At 69.7% G+C, this 17948-nt stretch carries 14 protein-coding genes; 6 read left to right on the top strand and 8 right to left on the bottom strand.

What is annotated here, in order from left to right; genetic code table 11:
* Positions 1 to 409: 409 nt before the first annotated feature.
* The 7 genes from ACE3OG_RS15540 to ACE3OG_RS15570 form a co-directional block, all read right to left on the bottom strand.
* Positions 410 to 1363: a transporter gene (locus ACE3OG_RS15540; RefSeq protein WP_374310271.1), complete on the bottom strand. Its 954-nt coding sequence runs from the start codon at positions 1361 to 1363 to the stop codon at positions 410 to 412.
* A gap of 45 nt (positions 1364 to 1408) precedes the next feature.
* A complete protein-coding gene (locus ACE3OG_RS15545) occupies positions 1409 to 3004 on the bottom strand; it encodes an arylsulfatase (protein WP_374310273.1) in 1596 nt (531 codons plus the stop codon).
* Between the two features lie 21 nt (positions 3005 to 3025).
* On the bottom strand, positions 3026 to 3967 hold the full coding sequence (locus tag ACE3OG_RS15550; protein WP_374310275.1) for an HlyD family secretion protein: 942 nt from the start codon (positions 3965 to 3967) through the stop codon (positions 3026 to 3028).
* Positions 3964 to 4215: a DUF3302 domain-containing protein gene (locus tag ACE3OG_RS15555; protein ID WP_374310277.1), complete on the bottom strand. Its 252-nt coding sequence runs from the start codon at positions 4213 to 4215 to the stop codon at positions 3964 to 3966. Before ACE3OG_RS15555 ends, ACE3OG_RS15550 begins: the two co-directional genes overlap by 4 nt.
* Positions 4216 to 4314: 99 nt before the next feature.
* Positions 4315 to 7011 carry a PAS domain-containing protein gene (locus ACE3OG_RS15560; protein ID WP_374310279.1) on the bottom strand — a complete coding sequence of 899 codons (2697 nt, stop codon included), beginning with the start codon at positions 7009 to 7011 and terminating at the stop codon, positions 4315 to 4317.
* Between the two features lie 171 nt (positions 7012 to 7182).
* The gene (gene cysI, locus ACE3OG_RS15565) at positions 7183 to 8931 is read right to left on the bottom strand and encodes an assimilatory sulfite reductase (NADPH) hemoprotein subunit (RefSeq protein WP_374310281.1); all 1749 of its coding nucleotides are present in this window, start codon (positions 8929 to 8931) and stop codon (positions 7183 to 7185) included.
* A 14-nt stretch (positions 8932 to 8945) separates the two neighbouring features.
* Positions 8946 to 10781: an assimilatory sulfite reductase (NADPH) flavoprotein subunit gene (locus tag ACE3OG_RS15570; protein WP_374310283.1), complete on the bottom strand. Its 1836-nt coding sequence runs from the start codon at positions 10779 to 10781 to the stop codon at positions 8946 to 8948.
* A 346-nt stretch (positions 10782 to 11127) separates the two neighbouring features.
* On the opposite strand from ACE3OG_RS15570, the gene ACE3OG_RS15575 reads away from it, so the two are divergent.
* The 4 genes from ACE3OG_RS15575 (at position 11128) to ACE3OG_RS15590 (ending at position 15937) form a co-directional block, all read left to right on the top strand.
* Positions 11128 to 12885 (top strand): L-lactate permease, encoded by a 1758-nt coding sequence (locus ACE3OG_RS15575; protein WP_374310285.1) that lies wholly within the window; start codon positions 11128 to 11130, stop codon positions 12883 to 12885.
* Between the two features lie 205 nt (positions 12886 to 13090).
* Positions 13091 to 13840, top strand: coding sequence for a (Fe-S)-binding protein (locus ACE3OG_RS15580; protein ID WP_374310287.1), 750 nt, complete (start codon positions 13091 to 13093; stop codon positions 13838 to 13840).
* 4 nt (positions 13841 to 13844) lie between these two features.
* Positions 13845 to 15281 carry a LutB/LldF family L-lactate oxidation iron-sulfur protein gene (locus tag ACE3OG_RS15585; protein ID WP_374310289.1) on the top strand — a complete coding sequence of 479 codons (1437 nt, stop codon included), beginning with the start codon at positions 13845 to 13847 and terminating at the stop codon, positions 15279 to 15281.
* Positions 15278 to 15937: a lactate utilization protein C gene (locus ACE3OG_RS15590; protein WP_374310291.1), complete on the top strand. Its 660-nt coding sequence runs from the start codon at positions 15278 to 15280 to the stop codon at positions 15935 to 15937. Before ACE3OG_RS15585 ends, ACE3OG_RS15590 begins: the two co-directional genes overlap by 4 nt.
* Before the next feature lie 3 nt (positions 15938 to 15940).
* Here ACE3OG_RS15590 and ACE3OG_RS15595 read toward each other — a convergent pair whose 3' ends face one another.
* Positions 15941 to 16351, bottom strand: coding sequence for a hypothetical protein (locus ACE3OG_RS15595; protein WP_374310293.1), 411 nt, complete (start codon positions 16349 to 16351; stop codon positions 15941 to 15943).
* Positions 16352 to 16481: 130 nt separating this feature from the next.
* Between ACE3OG_RS15595 and ACE3OG_RS15600 the strand changes: the two genes are divergently transcribed.
* Complete coding sequence (locus ACE3OG_RS15600) at positions 16482 to 17135, top strand: histidine phosphatase family protein (RefSeq protein ID WP_374310295.1); 654 nt, start codon at positions 16482 to 16484, stop codon at positions 17133 to 17135.
* 226 nt (positions 17136 to 17361) lie between these two features.
* Positions 17362 to 17730 carry a hypothetical protein gene (locus ACE3OG_RS15605; protein WP_374310297.1) on the top strand — a complete coding sequence of 123 codons (369 nt, stop codon included), beginning with the start codon at positions 17362 to 17364 and terminating at the stop codon, positions 17728 to 17730.
* Positions 17731 to 17948: the final 218 nt, after the last annotated feature.

The following is a 17948-nucleotide window of genomic DNA, read 5'->3' on the forward strand; positions in this document are numbered from 1 at the left end:
TACGGGATTTGAAGCCGATGTCGCAGATCGTCGAACTCGAGCGTCCGACCGGGGCGGGGCCCGTCGAACGCGCGCGGCGGCGTGGAGGCCGCGTCCTGCGTCCGGCTATCCGGTGATCCGGCGCAACGGCGCGGTCACCACCGCACCCGACGATCTCGACGACATCTTCAAGTCGATCCCTGCAACATCCGCTCGCCGCAGCGTCACGCCGGCGTCGTCCATTCCTCGAAAGCGTCTCCTCGCGCTTCGTCGCGCCGCGGCGCGCCATGGCGAAATAGACGTCGAGCGGGACGAGCCCGCCGGTCCAGCCATAGACCTCCGGCGCCGCGCCGACCATGACGCCGGCGACGCGCGTCCTCCCCCGGAAGTGATTTTCGGCGCAGCCGCCGCGCTGACGGCGGCCGCGGCGCTACATCGCGAACGCCATGGAGGCGAAGATCGAGTCGCCGCGCACGCGGTTCTGCGTCGCGAACTCGTGGAACCAGCGCCCGCTCAGAATAACCTGCTGCTCGCCGGCCTTGATCGTCCACGAGAGCAGCGGCCCGACGGCGGCGACGCGGCCCTTGAATGGGCCGAGGTTCAGCTCGCCGCCGTTGTCGGCGGTGACCTGCTGATAGAAATAGCCGCCGACGCCGACGGCGAGGCCGAACGGCAGGTGCTGGTTCAGCGCCGCCTCGACATGCAGCTCCTCGCCGCTCTGGTAGCCCGTCGCCGAATTGATTGCGTTGAAGGTCATGCCGACCCCCGCCGAGGCCTCGATCCCGGTCGTCATGCTGAGATAGGTGTAGGCCGCCTTGAGGTCGACAGCCGGCCGGTTGAGGCTTGTGAAGGCGAGCGCGTCGGCGTCGTACTGGCCGGTCGGAGCGAAGCCCGAGAGCGTCAGGTTCCAGTGATGGTCGCCGTTCTCCCAGCCGATGAAGGCGGCGTAGCCGGTGTCGCCGATCGCGGTCGCCTGCCGCGTCACGTCGAGGTCGCGCGGGACCCCGCGCGGGCCGACGAAGCTCGCCTCGATGGTGTTGCGGTCCGAGCCGAATGGAACCACCGCAGCGAAGCCGATGGAGCCGCCGAGCGCCTTCAAGTCGGTGACCCAGGAGATCTGCGTGATGTTCATCACGAACTGCTCCCTGACGCCCAGCGCCGCCTGGTTGCCGAACGGCAGCCTGACGTTCTTCCCCGCGCTTCCGTCATAGAGATAGAAGGTGTTCTGGAAATAGACGCCCGGCGGCGGCGTGAAGCCGGAGAGCGGAATCTGGTAGCCGAGCAGATAATTGCCCATGCCGTATTCGGCGGCTCCCGCCGGCGCGGCCGCGGCCAGCGCCGCGAGCGCCGCCGCCGCGCAGCTGAATTTCTTTCCCCACGTCATGACGTCCCCCTTCCATGCGCCGCAGCCCCCGCCGCGACGCCCCGCTCAGCGCGGGGCGCCCTCCTTCGCGGCCCTGGCCTTGATCTGCGCCTCCACGTCCCGCGAAATCTGGTCGATGGTGAAGCTAGCCGGTTCCTGGCTCGGGGGATAGTCGAGAAAGGTCTGCAGGAAGGCGCCCGCCTCCATCGAGGCCTTGAACAGCAGATAGTCGTTCTTGACCAGCCAGTCATAATACTGGTCGGAGACCACGTCGGCACGCTCGAAGGGGTCCATGCGCAAGTTGAAAAGCTTCGGCACGCGATAGCAGGTGAGCGGCTCGGCCCAGACCACGAAGCCGCCCGGCTTTTTCTGCTCGCAATAGACCACCTTCCAGTTGTCGAAGCGATAGGCGACGAGGTCGCCGTCGTCGTCGAAATAGACGAACTGGCTGCGGGCGCTCCTGGGTTGCTGGCCGGTCAGGAACGGAAGCTGATTGTAGCCGTCGAGATGGACCTTGAAACTCGCGCCGCCGATCTGCTTTCCTTTGAGAAGCTCGTCCTTGACGTTCGGGTCGCCGGCGGCGGCGAGCAGGGTCGGGAACCAGTCGAGGCCCGAAATCATCTCGTTCGAGACCTGATTCGGCTTGATGTGGCCTGGCCAGCGGATCAGCGCCGGCACGCGGAACGCCCCTTCCCAGTTGGTGTCCTTCTCCGAGCGGAACGGCGTCGTCGCGGCGTCGGGCCAGGAGAACTGGTTGGGGCCGTTGTCGGTCGCGTAGACGACGATGGTGTCCTTCGCGACGCCGAGGTCGTCGAGCGCCTTCAGGAGCTTGCCGACGTCGCCGTCGTGCTCGATCATGCCGTCGGCGTATTCATTGCCGGGCATGCCGCTCTGCCCGCGCATCGACTCCCGCACATGGGTGAAGATGTGCATGCGCGTCGTGTTCATCCAGGTGAAGAACGGCTTGCCCGCCTTGACCTGGCGCTGCATGAAATCGATCGCCGCGGCCGTCGTCTCGTCGTCGATCGTCTCCATTCGCTTCTTGTCGAGCGGCCCGGTGTCCTCGATCTTGCCGTCGGCGGAGGTCCTGAGCACGCCGCGCGGCGAACCCGCCTTGACGAAGGCGGGATCGTCCTTCGGCCAGTAGGGCCGCTCGGGCTCCTCCTCGGCGTTGAGATGATAGAGATTGCCGAAGAATTCGTCGAAGCCGTGGTTGGTCGGCAGATATTCGTCGCGGTCGCCGAGATGGTTCTTGCCGAACTGGGCGGTGGCGTAGCCGAGGGGCTTGAGCGCTTGGGCGATGGTGACGTCGCGGGCCTGCAGGCCGACTGCCGCGCCGGGCACCCCGACCTTACACAGGCCTGTGCGCTTGCAGACCTGACCCGTGATGAACGTCGATCGTCCAGCCGTGCAGCTGTTCTCGGCGTAATAATCGGTGAACCTCATCCCCTCGGCGGCGATGCGGTCGATGTTCGGCGTGCGGTAGCCGACGATCCCGTCGCCATAGGCGCTGACGTTGGTGACGCCGATGTCGTCGCCGAAGATGACGAGGATGTTCGGCTTGCCCGCCGGCGGCGCGGGCTGCTGGGCGAGGGCCGCGTCCGCGCCCACGAGGCTTAAGGCGGCGAGCGCCGCCGAACGCAGGAGCCTTCCGATTCGCATAACGTCTCTCCCGATTGAATCCTAGAACGGCGCGACATAGTTCAGGATCGCCTCCTGCCGCAGCACCACCTGCCGGATGACGTGGCTGACCTTGACATGGTCGGTGTAGATCGCCGCCGTTCCGACGCCGCCGGCGGGCAGACGCGCCGCGATAGCGGGATCGTCGAGCTTGACCCGCGCGACGAAGGGCTCGGCCTCCAGCGCCCTGGGCGCGACGGCCGCGCCCGAAGGCGCCGCCTGGCCCGAGGCGATGGCCTGCAGCACGGCCTCGACCTTCCCCGTGACGATCTCGCCCGGCAGATATTTGAAGGTCAGCTCGACCTTCTGGCCCGGCTCGACATAGCGCGCGTAGATCTGCTGCAGCTCGACGACCGCCAGGGTCTCCGACGTGTCGATGAAGGCCATCGCCGGCGAAAGGGAAAGATTCGACACCCGCGCGCCCTTGCGCAACGCGACATTGGTGACGTAGCCGTCCGCCGGCGCGCGCACGCTCGTCTTGTCGAGGCTCCAGCGCGCGCCCTCGACCTGCGCCTTGAGCTGATCGACCTCGCTTTGCCGCTGCTCGACGTTGAATTCGGGCGAGGCCTGCTTTCGCGCCAGTTCGATCATCTGCCCGAGGCGCGTCTCGGCCAGCGCGAGCTGCGCCTCGAGCGCATGGAGCTGCGCGGCGTAGGGCGTCGGATCGATGCGGAACAGCACGTCGCCGGCCTTCAGCGGCGCGTTGGGCCGAACCGGCACGTCGATGACTTCGCCGGCGACGTCCGGCGTGATCGCGACCGACTGCCTCACGACGATCGCGGCTCCCGCGGGCGCCCCCCATCCCATCGGAATGAACAGCCCGACGAGGAGGAGCGCGAGGACGAGGAGCGGCGAAAGCTTCCAGAACAGGCTGTTCGGAACGATCTTCAGCCACATCAGCGCCACGAGGATCGCGATGTAGCTGTTGAGCAGGAAGACGATCAAGGCGCGCCCTCCCGCCCGCCGGCGGGCCGCGACGGAACGTCGACATAGGCCCAGACGAAGGCGAGCGGCCAGAACACGAAGCCGCAGAGCAGCGTCACCCAGCCGGCGACGTCGACGGCATGCGCGTAAGGGTGTCCGCGCCGGCGCGCGACATGGCCCGGAGCCGCGCCGAGGATGACGAAGACGGCGAGCGCGGAGGCGACGGCCACGACAAGGACGAGGATGGCGAAGACGTCGATGAAGGCCACGCCTTCCCCCGTTTCGGAGCCTGCCGCGGCTCTTGCGGCCTTAGTCGTCGTCTTCTCGCATCTTCGTCGTTTGAAGCCAAGCCCGCTGCGGCGGCGGCGCTAGCCGGCGCCCGGCGCGTCGAGCACGTCGCGCAGCTTCGCCGCCAGCTCCTCGACGGTGAAGGGCTTGCCGAGCAGCTCGACGCCGGCGTCGAGCGCGCCGTCGCGGACCACGGCGTTGCGCGTGTAGCCGGTGGTGAACAGAACCTTCAGCTCCGGCCGGCGCCGGCGCGCCTCCTCGGCGAGGCGGGCGCCGTTCATCTCCGGCATGACGACGTCGGTGAACATCAGCGCGACCTGCGGATTCTCGTCGAGCAGGCGCAGGGCGGCGGCGGCGCCGTCCGCCTCGAGCGGGCGGTAGCCGAGCTCGCCCAGCGCCTCGACGCTGAAACGGCGCACGGCCGGCTCGTCCTCGACGACGAGCACCGTCTCCCCACAGGCGACGGCCGAGGCGCCGGCGCGCGCAAGCTCCGGCGGCCTCCTCTCCTGCGCGTCGCCAAGGCGCGGCAGGAAGACCTCCACCGTCGCGCCGCGTCCGGGCTCGGAACGGATCGTCATATGGCCGCCGGACTGCCTGATGAAGCCATAGGCCTGGCTGAGCCCGAGGCCGGTCCCCTCGCCGACCTTCTTCGTGGTGAAGAAGGGCTCGAACGCCCTGGCGACGACCTCCGGCGTCATGCCGCAGCCGGTGTCGCTCACGCAGATCAGGACGTAGGGTCCCGGGACGACGCCGTGCCGCGTCGCCGCACAGGCGGCGTCGAGCTCGACGTTCCTCGTCTCGATGGTGAGCCGGCCGCCCTCGGGCATGGCGTCGCGCGCGTTGACGGCGAGATTGATGAGCAGGTTCTCGAGCTGGTTGGGATCGACGCGCACGCGCCACAGCCCTTCGGCCGCCGTAATTTCGAGGAGCCCCTGCGCGCCGAGGGAATGGCGCAGCAGGTCCGACATGCCGGCGATGAGCCTGTCGAGGTCCGTCGGCTCCGGCCGCAACGGCTGCTGGCGCGCGAAGGCGAGCAGGCGCCGCGTCAGGTTGGCGGCGCGGCGCGCGCCCTCGGCCGCCGTCTCGATGTAGCGCCTCGACCGCGCGTCGTCGTGGCCCACCCGCCGGCCGAGCAGGTCGAGCGCGCCGATGACGGCGGCGAGCATGTTGTTGAAGTCATGCGCGATGCCGCCGGTGAGCTGGCCAACCGCCTCCATCTTCTGGCTCTGGCGCAGCGCTTCCTGCGTCGCCTCGAGCTCGGCTTTCGCGCGCAGGCGCTCCGTGGCGTCGACGCTGGTCAGGAAGGCTCCGACGCGCTCCCCGCGCGCGCCGACGAGCGTCTCGAAGCGCAAATCGTAGGAGCGCCGCTCGCGCGACGGATCGCCGGTCTCCTCGGTCACGGCGTAATCCTCGCCGGCGAGCGCGCGCGCCCAGCGCGCCTTCGTCTTTTCGAGGTCCGGGGCGTCGGCCAGCAGCTTCAGAAGATTGTCGCCGACCTTCGGGCGCACGCCGTAGCGGCGGTCATAGGCCTCGGCGCCCGCCCGGTTTATCGCGAGGATGTCGTAGTGCGCGTCGATCGCCTCGATGCAGGCGTCCGTCGTCTCGACGATGTCGGCCATCAGCTTGCGCTCGGCGAGCGCCTCGGCGACGCGTTGCTCGAGGGTTTCGTTGAGCTCGCGCAGGCGCTCCTCGCTGCGACGCACGGCGGCCTCGGCGCGATGCTCGTCGGTGAACAGGATCGAGAAGGAGCGGCCGAGCGCCTCCGCGGCGGAGAAGCCGGCGACGCGCTCGGCGCCGCTGTTCCAGCTCGTGATCGCGCCGCCTTCGTCGAGCGTCAGGATCGCGAAATCCTCCGCCCCCTCGACGATCTGCCGATAGCGGGCCTCGCTCGCGGCGAGGCGACGCTCGGCGACGCAGCGCTCGGTCACGTCGTAGCCGCCGACGAAGATTCCCGCCACGGCGCCGGCGCCGTTCCTGATCGGCTGGTAGATGAAGTCGAGGAAGCGCTCGCCCTCGGCGCGGTCGAGGCGGATCGGCATCGCGCGGGCGATGAACGGTTCGCCGCTCGCGTAGACATGGTCGAGCAGCTCATAGAAGCCCTGACCGGCGATCTCCGGGAACATCTCGCGCACGGTGCGGCCGACAAAGTCCGAGCGCCCGGAGATCTCGAGATAGGCGTCGTTGACATAGTCATAGACATGCGTCGGGCCGGACAGCACGGCGACGAAGCCCGGCATCTGCTGCAGCAGCAGGCGCTGGCGCTCGGCCTCACGCATCTGCTCGCGCGCGGCGGCGACCTGCTCGGTGGTTTCTAGGCAGGGGCAGAACAGGCCGACGACCTCGCCGTCCTCGTCGCGCACGGGCGTGTAGGAGAAGGCGAAATGCGCCTCCTTCGGCCGGCCGGGGCGGTCGAGGAAAAGCCTGATGTCGCGCATATGCACCGGCTCGCCGGCGAAGACGCGCTCGAACAGCGGCCTCGCGTCGGGCCAGACGTCGAGGAAGGGCCGGCCAAGGGCGCGCGGATGCCGGTCGGCGAGCATCGGCCCGTAATCGTCGTTATAGAGCAGCAGGCGCTCGGGGCCGAAGGCGACGAACATCGGCTGGCCGGCCGCGAGCATCACGCCGACCAGCGTCTTCAGCGGCTGCGCCCAGCCGTCGGGAGAGCCGAGCGAGGTCGCGCCCCAGTCATGGGCGCGCATCAGCGCGCCCATTTCGCCGCCGCCGTCGAGAAAACCCGCCGACGGCCGGAAACCGCCGCCCAGCGGGCGCACGCTCATGTCGCCGCGCCCGTCCGCCGCTCCGTCCAAAAAGCGCCGGTCCCGGCCGCGGCGCTCCGCTGCATCGCCATATCCTCCGCCGCCGCCGTCCAAGCGCGCCAAACGCGGCGCCTGCTTCCGAACGCGGCCGGACCGGGCGAAGTTCCAAACGCCCGTCGACGGGCGTCCGCGTCAGAGGTTGAAGTCGCGCCCCGAGAGCACCTCGCGGACGTAGCCGGCGCGGATCGTGAAGTCGCCGAAGCGTTCGCCCGGCCCGCGCTCGCGCGCGTATCGGGCCGCGATCTCGCCGAGCGCGTCGAGGATCGCCTCCTCGCCGACGTTCTCGAGATACATCCGGTTCAGCCGCTGGCCGTGGAAGCCGCCGCCGAGATAGAGGTTGTACTTGCCCGGCGCGCGTCCGGTCATGGCGATCTCGGCGACGTAGGGGCGCGCGCAGCCGTTCGGGCAGCCGGTCATGCGGATGGTGATCGGCTCCGCCTCGAGGCTGTTGTCGGCGAGGATCTTCTCGATCTTGTCGACCAGCGTCGGCAGGTAGCGCTCGCTCTCGGCCATGGCGAGGCCGCAGGTCGGAAGCGCCACGCAGGCCATGGAGTTGAGGCGCAGCATGCTCTGCGCGTTGCGGTCGAGGAGGCCATGCGCCTTGAGGACGGCCTCGATCTTCGCCTTTCGCTTCGCCGGCACGTCGGCGATCGTGACGTTCTGGTTGGGCGTCAGGCGGAACGTCCCTTCATGGATCTCCGCGACCGCGCGCAGGCCGTCGAGGAGCTTCAGGGACTCGCGGTTGACGATGCGTCCGTTCTCGACGAACAGCGTATAGTGCCAGCGTCCGGCCTCGTCCTTCGTCCAGCCGTAGGCGTCGCCGTTCGAGACGAACTCGAACGGCCTCGGCGCCTCGAGCGGGAAGCCCAGCCTTCGCTCGACTTCCGCGCGCACGAAATCGAGCCCGAGGTCGTCGACGGTGTACTTGAAACGCGCGTGGGCGCGGGCCTTGCGGTCGCCGTAGTCGCGCTGCACGCCGACGACGGCGTCGGTCGCCGCCAGAATTTTCTCGCGCGGGACGAAGCCCAGCACGTCGCCGAGGCGCGGATAGGTTTCGGGCGCGGAGTCGGTCCGCCCCATGCCGCCGCCGACCGTGACGTCGTAGCCGACGAGTTCGCCGTTCTCGACGATGGCGATGAAGCCGAGGTCCTGGGTGTAGACGTCGATGTCGTTATGGGGCGGGACGACGAGGCCGATCTTGAACTTGCGCGGCAGATATTGCTTGCCCAGGAACGGCTCCTCGGGCTCCGACGTCGCCACGCGCTCTTCACCCCACCAGATCTCGTGATAGGCGCGCATGTTCGGCAGGGCGTGGTCGCTCACCGCCCGGGCGTCGTCGTAGACCTTGGCGTGCAGGCTCGACAGCGCGGGATTGACCGAGCACATGACGCCGCGCACCACGTCGCCGCAGGCGGCGATGGTGTCGACGAGAATCTCGTGCAGGCCGCGGATCGTCGCCTTGAGGTCGTTCTTCAGCACCCAGTGGAACTGGAAGGTCTGCCGCGTCGTCGCCCGCAGCGAGGACGAGCCGTAGAGGCGCGCGAGCTCGTCGAGCTTCAGCCATTGCGCCGGCGTCACGACGCCGCCCGGCAGGCGCAGGCGGATCAGGAAGGAATAGGCTGGCTCGAGCTTCCGGCGGCGGCGCTCGTCGCGCAGGTCGCGGTCGTCCTGCCCGTAGATTCCGTGGAACTTCATCAGCTTGGGATTGTCGTCGCCGGACACCATGCCGGTGATGGCGTCGAGCAGCCCCTCGTTGATGGTGCCGCGCAGCTGGTTCGAGCGGACCTTCATGCTCTCATCGGGCGAGAGGTTCTCGAGCGGCTGCGAGATGTCGCGGCTGCGGTCGGGCTGGGGCCAGTCCCTGGTCCAATCCTTGGTCATGGCGCCGTCTCCTCTCAATAAACGTCGCGCTGATAGCGATGGGCGGCGGCGAGCTCGCGGACGTAGGCCGCGGCGGCCTCCGCGCCGCGCCCGCCGTGCTCGGCGACGACCTCCATCAACGCCGCGTCGACGTCGGGCGCGAGCTTGCTGGCGTCGCCGCAGACATAGACATGGGCGCCCTCCTCGAGCCAGGCGTAGAGCTCCGCCCCATTCTCCCGCATCCTGTGCTGGACATAGGTCTTGCCCCAGCGGTCGCGCGAGAAGGCGACCTCCATGCGGCTCAGGATCTTGTCCTTGAGCAGGCGCTGCCATTCGAGCTGGTAGAGGAAGTCGGACGAAAAGTTGCGCTCGCCGAAGAACAGCCACGACCTGCCCTTCGCGCCGCGCTCCTCGCGCTCCTGCATGAAGGCGCGGAACGGGGCGACGCCGGTGCCCGCGCCGATCATGACGATCGGCGCGTCGTCCGCCGGCAGGCGGAAATGCGGGTTGGACTGGATGTAGACCGGCAGCTCCGCGTCGGGAGCGAGCGCGGCGAGGAAGCTCGAAGCCACGCCCTGGCGGGGCTCGCCGCGAAGCTCGTAGCGGACGGTCGAGACGGTAAGATGCGCCTCGCCCGGATTCGCCGCAAGGCTCGAGGCGATCGAGTAGAGGCGCGGCTGCAGCGGACGCAGGCCGGCGGCGAAGTCGGCGGCGGCGAGCCCCGCGACGGGGAAGGCGCGCACGACGTCGACGACATGGTTCGCCCCGGAGAACTCGGCGCGCGCGCGCGCGGCCTCCTCGCCGACGAGCGCCCGCAGCTCCGGCGCGTCCGAAAGCTGCGCCCAGTGCTCGATGAAGCGCGGCGTCAGGACGCCGATCTCGAACTTCGTCTCGAGCGCCGCGCGAAGCCCGATCTCGCCCTCCTTGAGCGGAAGCCGCGCCGACGGATCGAGCTTCAGCGCGCCGATCAGCGCCTGGACGAGCGCCGGATCGTTGCGCGGGACGACGCCGAGCGCGTCGCCAGGCTCATAGGAGAGGCCGGAGCCCGCCAGCGAAATCTCGTAATGGCGCGTCTCCTTGCTGGAGCCGCGTCCGGTCAGCTCGAGATTGTCGATCAGCGTGGCGACGAAAGGATTGCGCTTGTCGTGGACGGCGCCGTGCGGCGCCGCCCCGCGCGCCGCCGCGGCGGCGAGGACGGGCGCGCTCGCGGCGGCTTCGCGTCCCTGCGTCGCGAGCTCGCCGAGCGTCTCGGCCGTCCATTGCGCGGCGGCCTCGTCATAGTCGACGTCGCAGTCGACGCGCGGCCTGAGGCGCTGCGCCCCGAGCTCGTCGAGGCGCCTGTCGAGCCGCTTGCCGGCCTCGCAGAATTTCTCATAGGTCGAGTCGCCGAGCGCCAGCACCGCGAAGCGGACCCCTTCGAGGCGCGGGGCCTTGCGCCCCTCGACGAATTCGAAGAACCCCGTCGCCGGCTGCGGCGGGTCGCCCTCGCCATAGGTGCTGGCGACGATCAGCAGATCCTGCTCCTGCGCGAGCTCGCGCAGCTTGTAGTTCGCCATGTCGGCGACCTTCGCCTTGAGGCCGAGCGCCTCCGCTTCGGCGAGGGCGATCCGCGCGAGCGTCGCGCTGTTGCCCGTCTCGGTGCCGAACAGGATGGTGAGCGCGCGCGAAGAGGACGCAACCTGCGCCGCGGCCGGAGTCGCCGGCGCCTCGGCCGCCGCGCCGCCGCGCGCGGCCTCGAGGCCGGCGAAATAGCCGCTCAGCCACAGCGCCTGGCGCGGCGTGAGCGAGGCGGCGAGCGCGTCGACATGGCGCCATTGCTCTTCGTCGATCAGGCCGGGCCCCGGGAGCTGGGACGGATCGAACGGCTTCACGGCCGGCCCCTATTCAACATCGTCATTATGTTATTTCCAGCAATTTGCAGAAATTCAGGGTTGTTCTAGCCGCCCGCGCGCTCCGGGGCAAGGACGCAAAGCTGCGGCGGACGCAGCGCCCACGGCGGCTGTAAGCGCTCGCCGGCGCTTGTCAAGGGCGGCGCGCTTCGATAAGTTCCAACTCTGTTCAGATTGCGCCGCCGCCGCTGAAATCCTCTTTATATCAGTCCATTGTGAGAGAGTCGCGGCGCACGGCCGCGCCTTTCCCCAGACGGCGCCTCGCGGGACGGACGCCGGACGAAGGCCAGACGCGACGCGCAAGAGAAACTTCACCGGGGGAAACGCCATGTGGCGTCAGGTCTATGATCCATTCGGCAGCATGGCCGTCTCGACGCTCGTGGCCTGCCTGCCGATCGCAACGCTGCTTGGCCTCATCGCCTTCACAAAAACCAGGGCCCACGTCGCCGCGCTGCTCGCTCTGGCCGTCGCCTTCGTCGTCGCCGTCTTCGGCTTCACCATGCCGGCCGGGATGGCCGCGCGGGCGACCTTCCTCGGCGCGCTGACCGGTCTGTTTCCGATCGGCTGGATCGTCCTCAACGTCATCTTCCTGCATCGTCTCACCGTCGAGAACGGCTCCTTCGCCGTGCTGCAGCGCTCGATCGCCGGCGTCACCACGGATCGCCGCCTGCAGCTGCTGCTCGTCGCCTTCTGCTTCGGCGCCTTCTTCGAGGGCGCGGCGGGCTTCGGCACGCCCGTCGCCGTCACCGGCGCCATCCTGATCGGCCTCGGCTTCTCGCCGCTCGCCGCCTCCGGCCTCTCGCTCATCGCCAACACCGCTCCGGTGGCTTATGGGGCGCTCGGCACGCCGATCGTGGTGCTCGGCCAGGTGACCGGCATGGACCCGGTCGCGCTCGGCGCGATGGTCGGCCGCCAATTGCCGTTCTTCTCCCTGATCGTGCCGTTCTGGCTGATCGTCGCCTTCGCCGGCTGGAAAGGCATGATGCAGATCTGGCCGGCGATCCTCGTCGCCGGCGTCTCGTTCGCCGTGCCGCAATTCCTCGTCTCGAACCTGCACGGCCCCTGGCTCGTCGACGTCGTCGCGGCGATCGTCTCGATGGGCTCGCTCGCGCTGTTCCTGCGCGTGTGGCGCCCGGCCATTGTCTGGACCAGCCCCTCGCTCACCGGCCGCGTCGACCTGAGCGAAGCAAAGCCCGTGTCCGCCGATCCGCCGGCCTCCTCGCCCGGCGTCCTCTCCCACGGGTCGGAAGGCGAGGCCGCCTTCGCCGACGCGCCGAAGATCGCGCCCGGAGCGCTCAAGGGGCCGGACGTCGTCGACGACCGCAGCGCGGTCGTCAAGGCCTGGACGCCCTGGGCGATCCTCTGCATCTTCGTCTTCGCCTGGGGCGTCGACGCGGTGAAGAAGCCGCTCAACGCGATCTGGGCGCCGAAATTCGTCATCGACGGGCTCGACGGCCAGATCGTCAAGACGCCCCCGGTGACGCCGACCGACGTCGTCGAGCACGCCGTCTTCATCTTCAATTTCCTCACCCTCACCGGCACGGCGATCTTCCTCGCGGCGATCGTCAGCGGACTCGTCATGGGCTACACGCCCTGGGGGCTGCTCAAGTCCTATGTCCGCACCCTCGGCGTGGTGCGCAACTCGCTCATCACCATCGTCGCCATGCTGGCGCTCGGCACGCTCACCCGCTTCTCCGGGCTCGACGCGACGCTCGGCCTCACCTTCGCCCACACGGGCTTCCTCTATCCCTTCTTCGGCGCCCTGCTCGGCTGGCTCGGCGTCGCGCTGACCGGCTCGGACACCGCCTCCAACGTGCTGTTCGGCGGCCTGCAGAAGGTGACGGCGCAGCAGCTCGGCCTCTCGCCGATCCTGATGGCCGCGACCAACTCGTCGGGCGGCGTGATGGGCAAGATGATCGACGCCCAGTCGATCGTCGTCGCCTCGACCGCGACCAACTGGTTCGGCCACGAAGGCACGATCCTGCGCTTCGTCTTCCCGCATTCGATCATCCTCGCCTGTCTCGTGGGCCTCCTCGTCATGCTTCAGGCCTATGTCCATCCGTTCACGGCGATGGTCATTCACTAGGCCGGCGCCAAAAGCTTCGCGCCGCCGCGGGGCGGCGCGCTTCGGCCCGATCCGGGGCGCCTCGGCGGCTTCCCGGGCGGGCGCTCCCTACCGCGCTCCTGGCCGCCCACCACAAAAATGAGCGTTGACGCTGTTCAAGCGCAAACGCAGGGGGGCCGGGAGACGTTAAAGTTTCGCAGCCGCGCCGCGATACGGAACGACGCCAATGAGAATCGGCCTTTTTGTCACCTGTCTCGCCGACCTGTTCCGACCGCGCGCCGCCTTCGCCGCCATCAAGCTCCTGAAGCAGGCCGGCTGCACGGTCGAGGCGCCGCGCGCGCAGGTCTGTTGCGGCCAGCCCGCCTTCAACTCGGGCGACGCCGGCGACGCGAGGACGCTCGCCCGCAACGTCATCGACGCCTTCGAGGGCTTCGACTATGTCGTCGCGCCGTCGGGCTCCTGCGCCGGCATGATCCGCACGCATTATCCCGAGCTGTTCGACGGCGACGCGGCGCAGCGGCCCCGCGCGGAAAACCTCGCCGCGCGCACGCATGAGCTGACGAGCTTTCTCGTCGACGTGCTGAAATTCCGCCCCAAGGGCGTGCGCCTCGAAGCCAGCGCGACCTACCACGACAGCTGCTCGGGACTGCGCGAGCTGGGCGTCGAGCGCCAGCCGCGCGCGCTGCTCTCCGCCGTCGAGGGGCTCTCCCTGAAGCCTCTGCCCGACGCGCAGAGCTGCTGCGGCTTCGGCGGCACCTTCTGCGTCAAATATCCGGCGATCTCCAACGCCATCGTCGACGAGAAGGCGCAGGCGATCGAGTCGACCGGCGCCGACCTCCTGCTCGCCGGAGACCTCGGCTGCCTCATGAACATGGCCGGCAAGCTGCGCCGGCGCGGCTCGCGCGTGCGCGCCTTCCATGTCGCCGAGATCCTCGCCGGCATGGGCTGCGGCCCGGCCATCGGCGAGGAGCCCTGAGCCTATGACCAGGACGCACGCCGAAACGCTCGAGCCGGGCGACGCGCCGGACCTCTCCTTCAAGGAGCGGGCGGCCCGCGCCCTCGCCGATCCCGACCTCAAGATCGCCATCGACCGCACGACGCGGACGGCGCGCCAGAAGCGCGAAGCGGCCGTCGCCGAATGGCCGGGCTTTTCCGACGCGCGCGATCTCGGGCGCCGGATCAAGGACCATGTGATCGAGAATCTGGCGCATTATCTCGCCGAGTTCGAGCGCAACGCGCAGGCGTCCGGCGCGGTCGTCCATTACGCGGAAACGGCGGGCGAGGCCTGCGACATCGTCGTCGACATCTGCCGCAAGGCCGGCGCGAAGACGATCACCCGTTCGAAATCCATGCTTGGCGAGGAGATCGGCCTGCCGCACGCCCTCGACGACGCCGGCTTCAACCGCGTCGAGACCGACCTCGCCGAACATATCGTCCAGCTCGCCCACGACCGGCCCTCGCACATCATCTGGCCGGCGCTGCACAAGAAGCGCGAGGAAATCGCCGCCCTGTTCCGCGCCAATCACAGGCTTGCGCCCGACAGCGACGAGGTCCCCGACATGGTGGCGAGCGCGCGGCGCGAACTGCGCGGCAGCTTCCTGTCCGCCGACGTCGGCATATCAGGCGCGAATTTCCTCGTCGCCGACACCGGCGCGATCTGCACCGTGACCAACGAAGGCAACGCCGAGCTGACGACGACCGTGCCGCGCGTCCATATCGTGACGGCGGGAATCGAGAAGCTCGTGCCGAGCCTGCCGCACGCCTTCGTCCTTTTGCGCCTCCTCGTGCGCTCGGCGACCGGCGCCGACTTCACCCAGTACACGACGTTCCATTGCGGCCCGAAGCGGGACGGCGACCGCGACGGGCCGCGCGAATTCCATATCGTGCTGGTCGACAACGGCCGCGCCAAGATGATCGAGGAGGGCGTGCGCGACATGCTGCGCTGCCTGCGCTGCGGCGCCTGCATGAATCACTGCGTGGTGTTCAACGAGATCGGCGGCCACGCCTACGGCAGCGTCTATCCCGGCCCGATGGGCTCGGTGATGACGCCGATCTTCGACGGGCTGCCCGCCTCGCGCGACCTGCCTTCCGCCTGCACGCTGAACGGGCGCTGCCAGGAGGTCTGCCCTGTGGCCATCCCGCTGCCCGCGATGCTGCGCGGCTGGCGCGAGAAAAGCTGGGCGCAGGGGCTCGAGCCGCGCACGCAGCGCGGCATGCTGGGCATGTGGGCCTTCGTCGCGTCCCGTCCCGCCCTCTACCGGCTCGGCACGCGGATCGCCATGAAGGCGCTGCGCCTTCTCGGCCGCGACGGCTGGATCGAATCCCTGCCGCTCGCTTCGGGCTGGACGCGCCACCGCGACTTCCCCAAGCCCGCCGCGCGCACCTTCTTCGAGCAATATGGGCCGGACCGCAAATGAGCGCGCGCGAGAAGCTGTTCGCCCGGCTCAGGCGCGACCTCGGGCCGCCCCGTCCCGAGGCGCGGATCGCCGCCGAGGCCGCCGCGCTCGCCGGCGAGGCGCCGGCGAGCCGTCCCGCCCTGCCCTGCGCGGACCTCGTCGAGGCCTTCGCCGCGCGACTTGTTTCGCCGAAGGTGAGCGGGGCGAGCGTCGCGCGGATCGCGCGCCTCGCCGACGTTCCCAAGGCCGTCGGCGCCTATTGCGTCGCGCAGGGCCTCGCCCCGGCGATCGCCCTGCAGCCCGAGGCCGCGCTCGCCGCGCTCGACTGGAGCGGCTTCACGCTCCACGCGCAGGCCGGCGGAGACGAGGCGATCGCCGTCTCGAAAGCCCGGTGCGCCATCGCCGAAACCGGAACCTTCGTGTTCCATTCAGGCGCCGACACGCCTGTGCTGCTCGCCTTCCTGCCAATGCATCATGTCTGCGTCGTCGAGGCCGACCGCATCCTCGGCCACCTCGAGGATTACGCGCATGCGGCGGCGGGCGAGCCCGCGCCGCGCAACGTCAACCTCATCACCGGAGCGAGCGGCACCTCGGACATCGAGGGCCGGCTGGTGCGCGGCGCGCACGGGCCGGGCTATCTGCACGCGATCATCGTCGACCCGCGCGCAGCGGCCTGAGGGTCAGTCGGCCGGCGCGATGCGGCGCGCCGCGCTCGTCGGCCGCTCCGCCTTTTCCGTCGCGCCGAGGCGCGCGTCGCGCCGCAGCTCCCGCCGCACCGCCTCGCCCATCAGCGCCTCGAGGGCGCGCGCCTCCCCGTCGCCGTCCGCGCCGCGCGACTCGAGCCGCCGCCACGCCTCGTCCGCCGCGTCGAGGGCGAAGGTCAGGAGCGCGCCGACGAGAAAGCTCTCGACGCTCGCGCCGCGATGCAGGGCGACCGCCCTGATCTCGTCGGCGAGGTCGGGCGGAAGGCGGTCGATGAACGTCTGCGCGCCGATCTCGCCGGCGCGCAATCCGGCGACGATGTCGCGCAGGCGCAGCGGCTCGCCCTGATCCGGCGCGATTTCCGAGACGATCGCGGCGAAATCATACATCTCGGCCCTCCTGCGCAAGCGCGGGCTCGGGCGTTGGCGAGGCCGGCGCGCTGGTTTATTATAAGCTTAACGGCGCAATGCGGCGAGAGTTCAAACGCCTCGCGCGCCAAATCCCTTGCGCCAGGAAGACATGCCGACCCGCTTCTGCCTGCTGCGCCACGGCGAAACCGACTGGAACGTCGACGGCCGGCTACAGGGCCAGCTCGACGTTCCGCTCAATGACCGCGGCCGCGCGCAGGCCGAGGCCGCGGCGCGCCGGCTCGCCGGGTTCCCCTTCTCCCGCATCGTCTCGAGCGACCTCGCGCGCGCGGCGCAGACTGCGGCGGCGGCCGGCCGGGCGCTCGGCCTGCCCGTCGAGACGACGCCGAGGCTGCGCGAACGCTTCTTCGGCGACTTCCAGGGGCTGACGCATGAGGAGGCGCGGGCGCTGGCGCCGCAGGCCCATGCGAGCTTCAGGGAGCGAGATCCCGACGCGCGGCCGCCCGGCGGCGGCGAAAGCTTCGCCGAATTTTTCGCACGCGTGCGCGACGCGCTCGAGGACCTCGCGCGCGAGAGCGCCGGCGGGAGCGTGCTGATCGTCGCCCATGGCGGCGTGCTCGACATGGCGCGGCGGTTCGCGGCCGGCCTGTCGCTGCGCGCGGCGCGCGACTACGCCCTGCCCAACGCCGCGCTCAACTGGATCGAGACGGACGCGGGCGGCTGGCGCGTCACCGGCTGGGGCGACGTCGTTCATCTCGGCGAGGCGCTCGACGAAATCGTCGACCAGCGCCGCCGAGCGCGCTGACGCGATCGGCCGGACGACCCGGGCGCGCCGGCGCGCGGCGCGATCCCGGTTGTCGCCAAAATCACACACCCGCTGCGGATCGAGCGTTGCGGCGTCGGCATGTCGCGAAATGTCAAATTTCGTGCGAAAGCCGTCAAGTATCAGGCCGTCATCTTCCTTACACGACCAGTCGACGCACGCGCCTGTCCGCCAAAGTCGAACAGCCGGCGTCGGGAACGTGCGCCACATGACCAACCCCCTGATCCTGAGCGCCGCGGCGCCGGCCATGAGCGGCCTTTCCGCAGGCGCGCAGGCGGCTGACCTCGGGCCGGCGTTCGCCCCTGCGCCAGTCCACAACTGGACCGGCGTCTATCTCGGACTCAATGGCGGCGGCGCCTGGGGATCGCGAAATCCCTATGAAGCGATCGCCAACCGCTTCGACAATGACGCCATCCCGTTCGGCGGCGGCCTTCTCGGCGGCGCGGCGCGCGGTTTCGACGGCGGCGCGCTGCAGGACATCGGCGGACGCCTCGGCGAGATCAACTGCTCCGGGCCCCCCACCCGCCTCGGCGCGACGGTCGGCGCCGGCGCCAACTACCGCTTCGGCGGACTTTGAGCCCTTTCCGACGCGCCGACGCCGTCAATCGGCCGAGGCGCGCCGCTTATGGAGAAACCGCGTCATCATGAAACTCTCACGCCTTCTGCTCGCTTCGGCGGGCGCCATCGCTCTCGCCGGAAGCGCCATGGCGGCGGATCTGCCGTCGCGGGCTCCGCCGCCGGTCTACGTGCCGCCGGCGCCCATCTTCACCTGGACCGGCGTCTACATCGGCGGCC

Source organism: Methylocella sp. (assembly GCF_041905455.1).
In the GTDB taxonomy this organism is placed as follows: domain Bacteria; phylum Pseudomonadota; class Alphaproteobacteria; order Rhizobiales; family Beijerinckiaceae; genus Methylocapsa.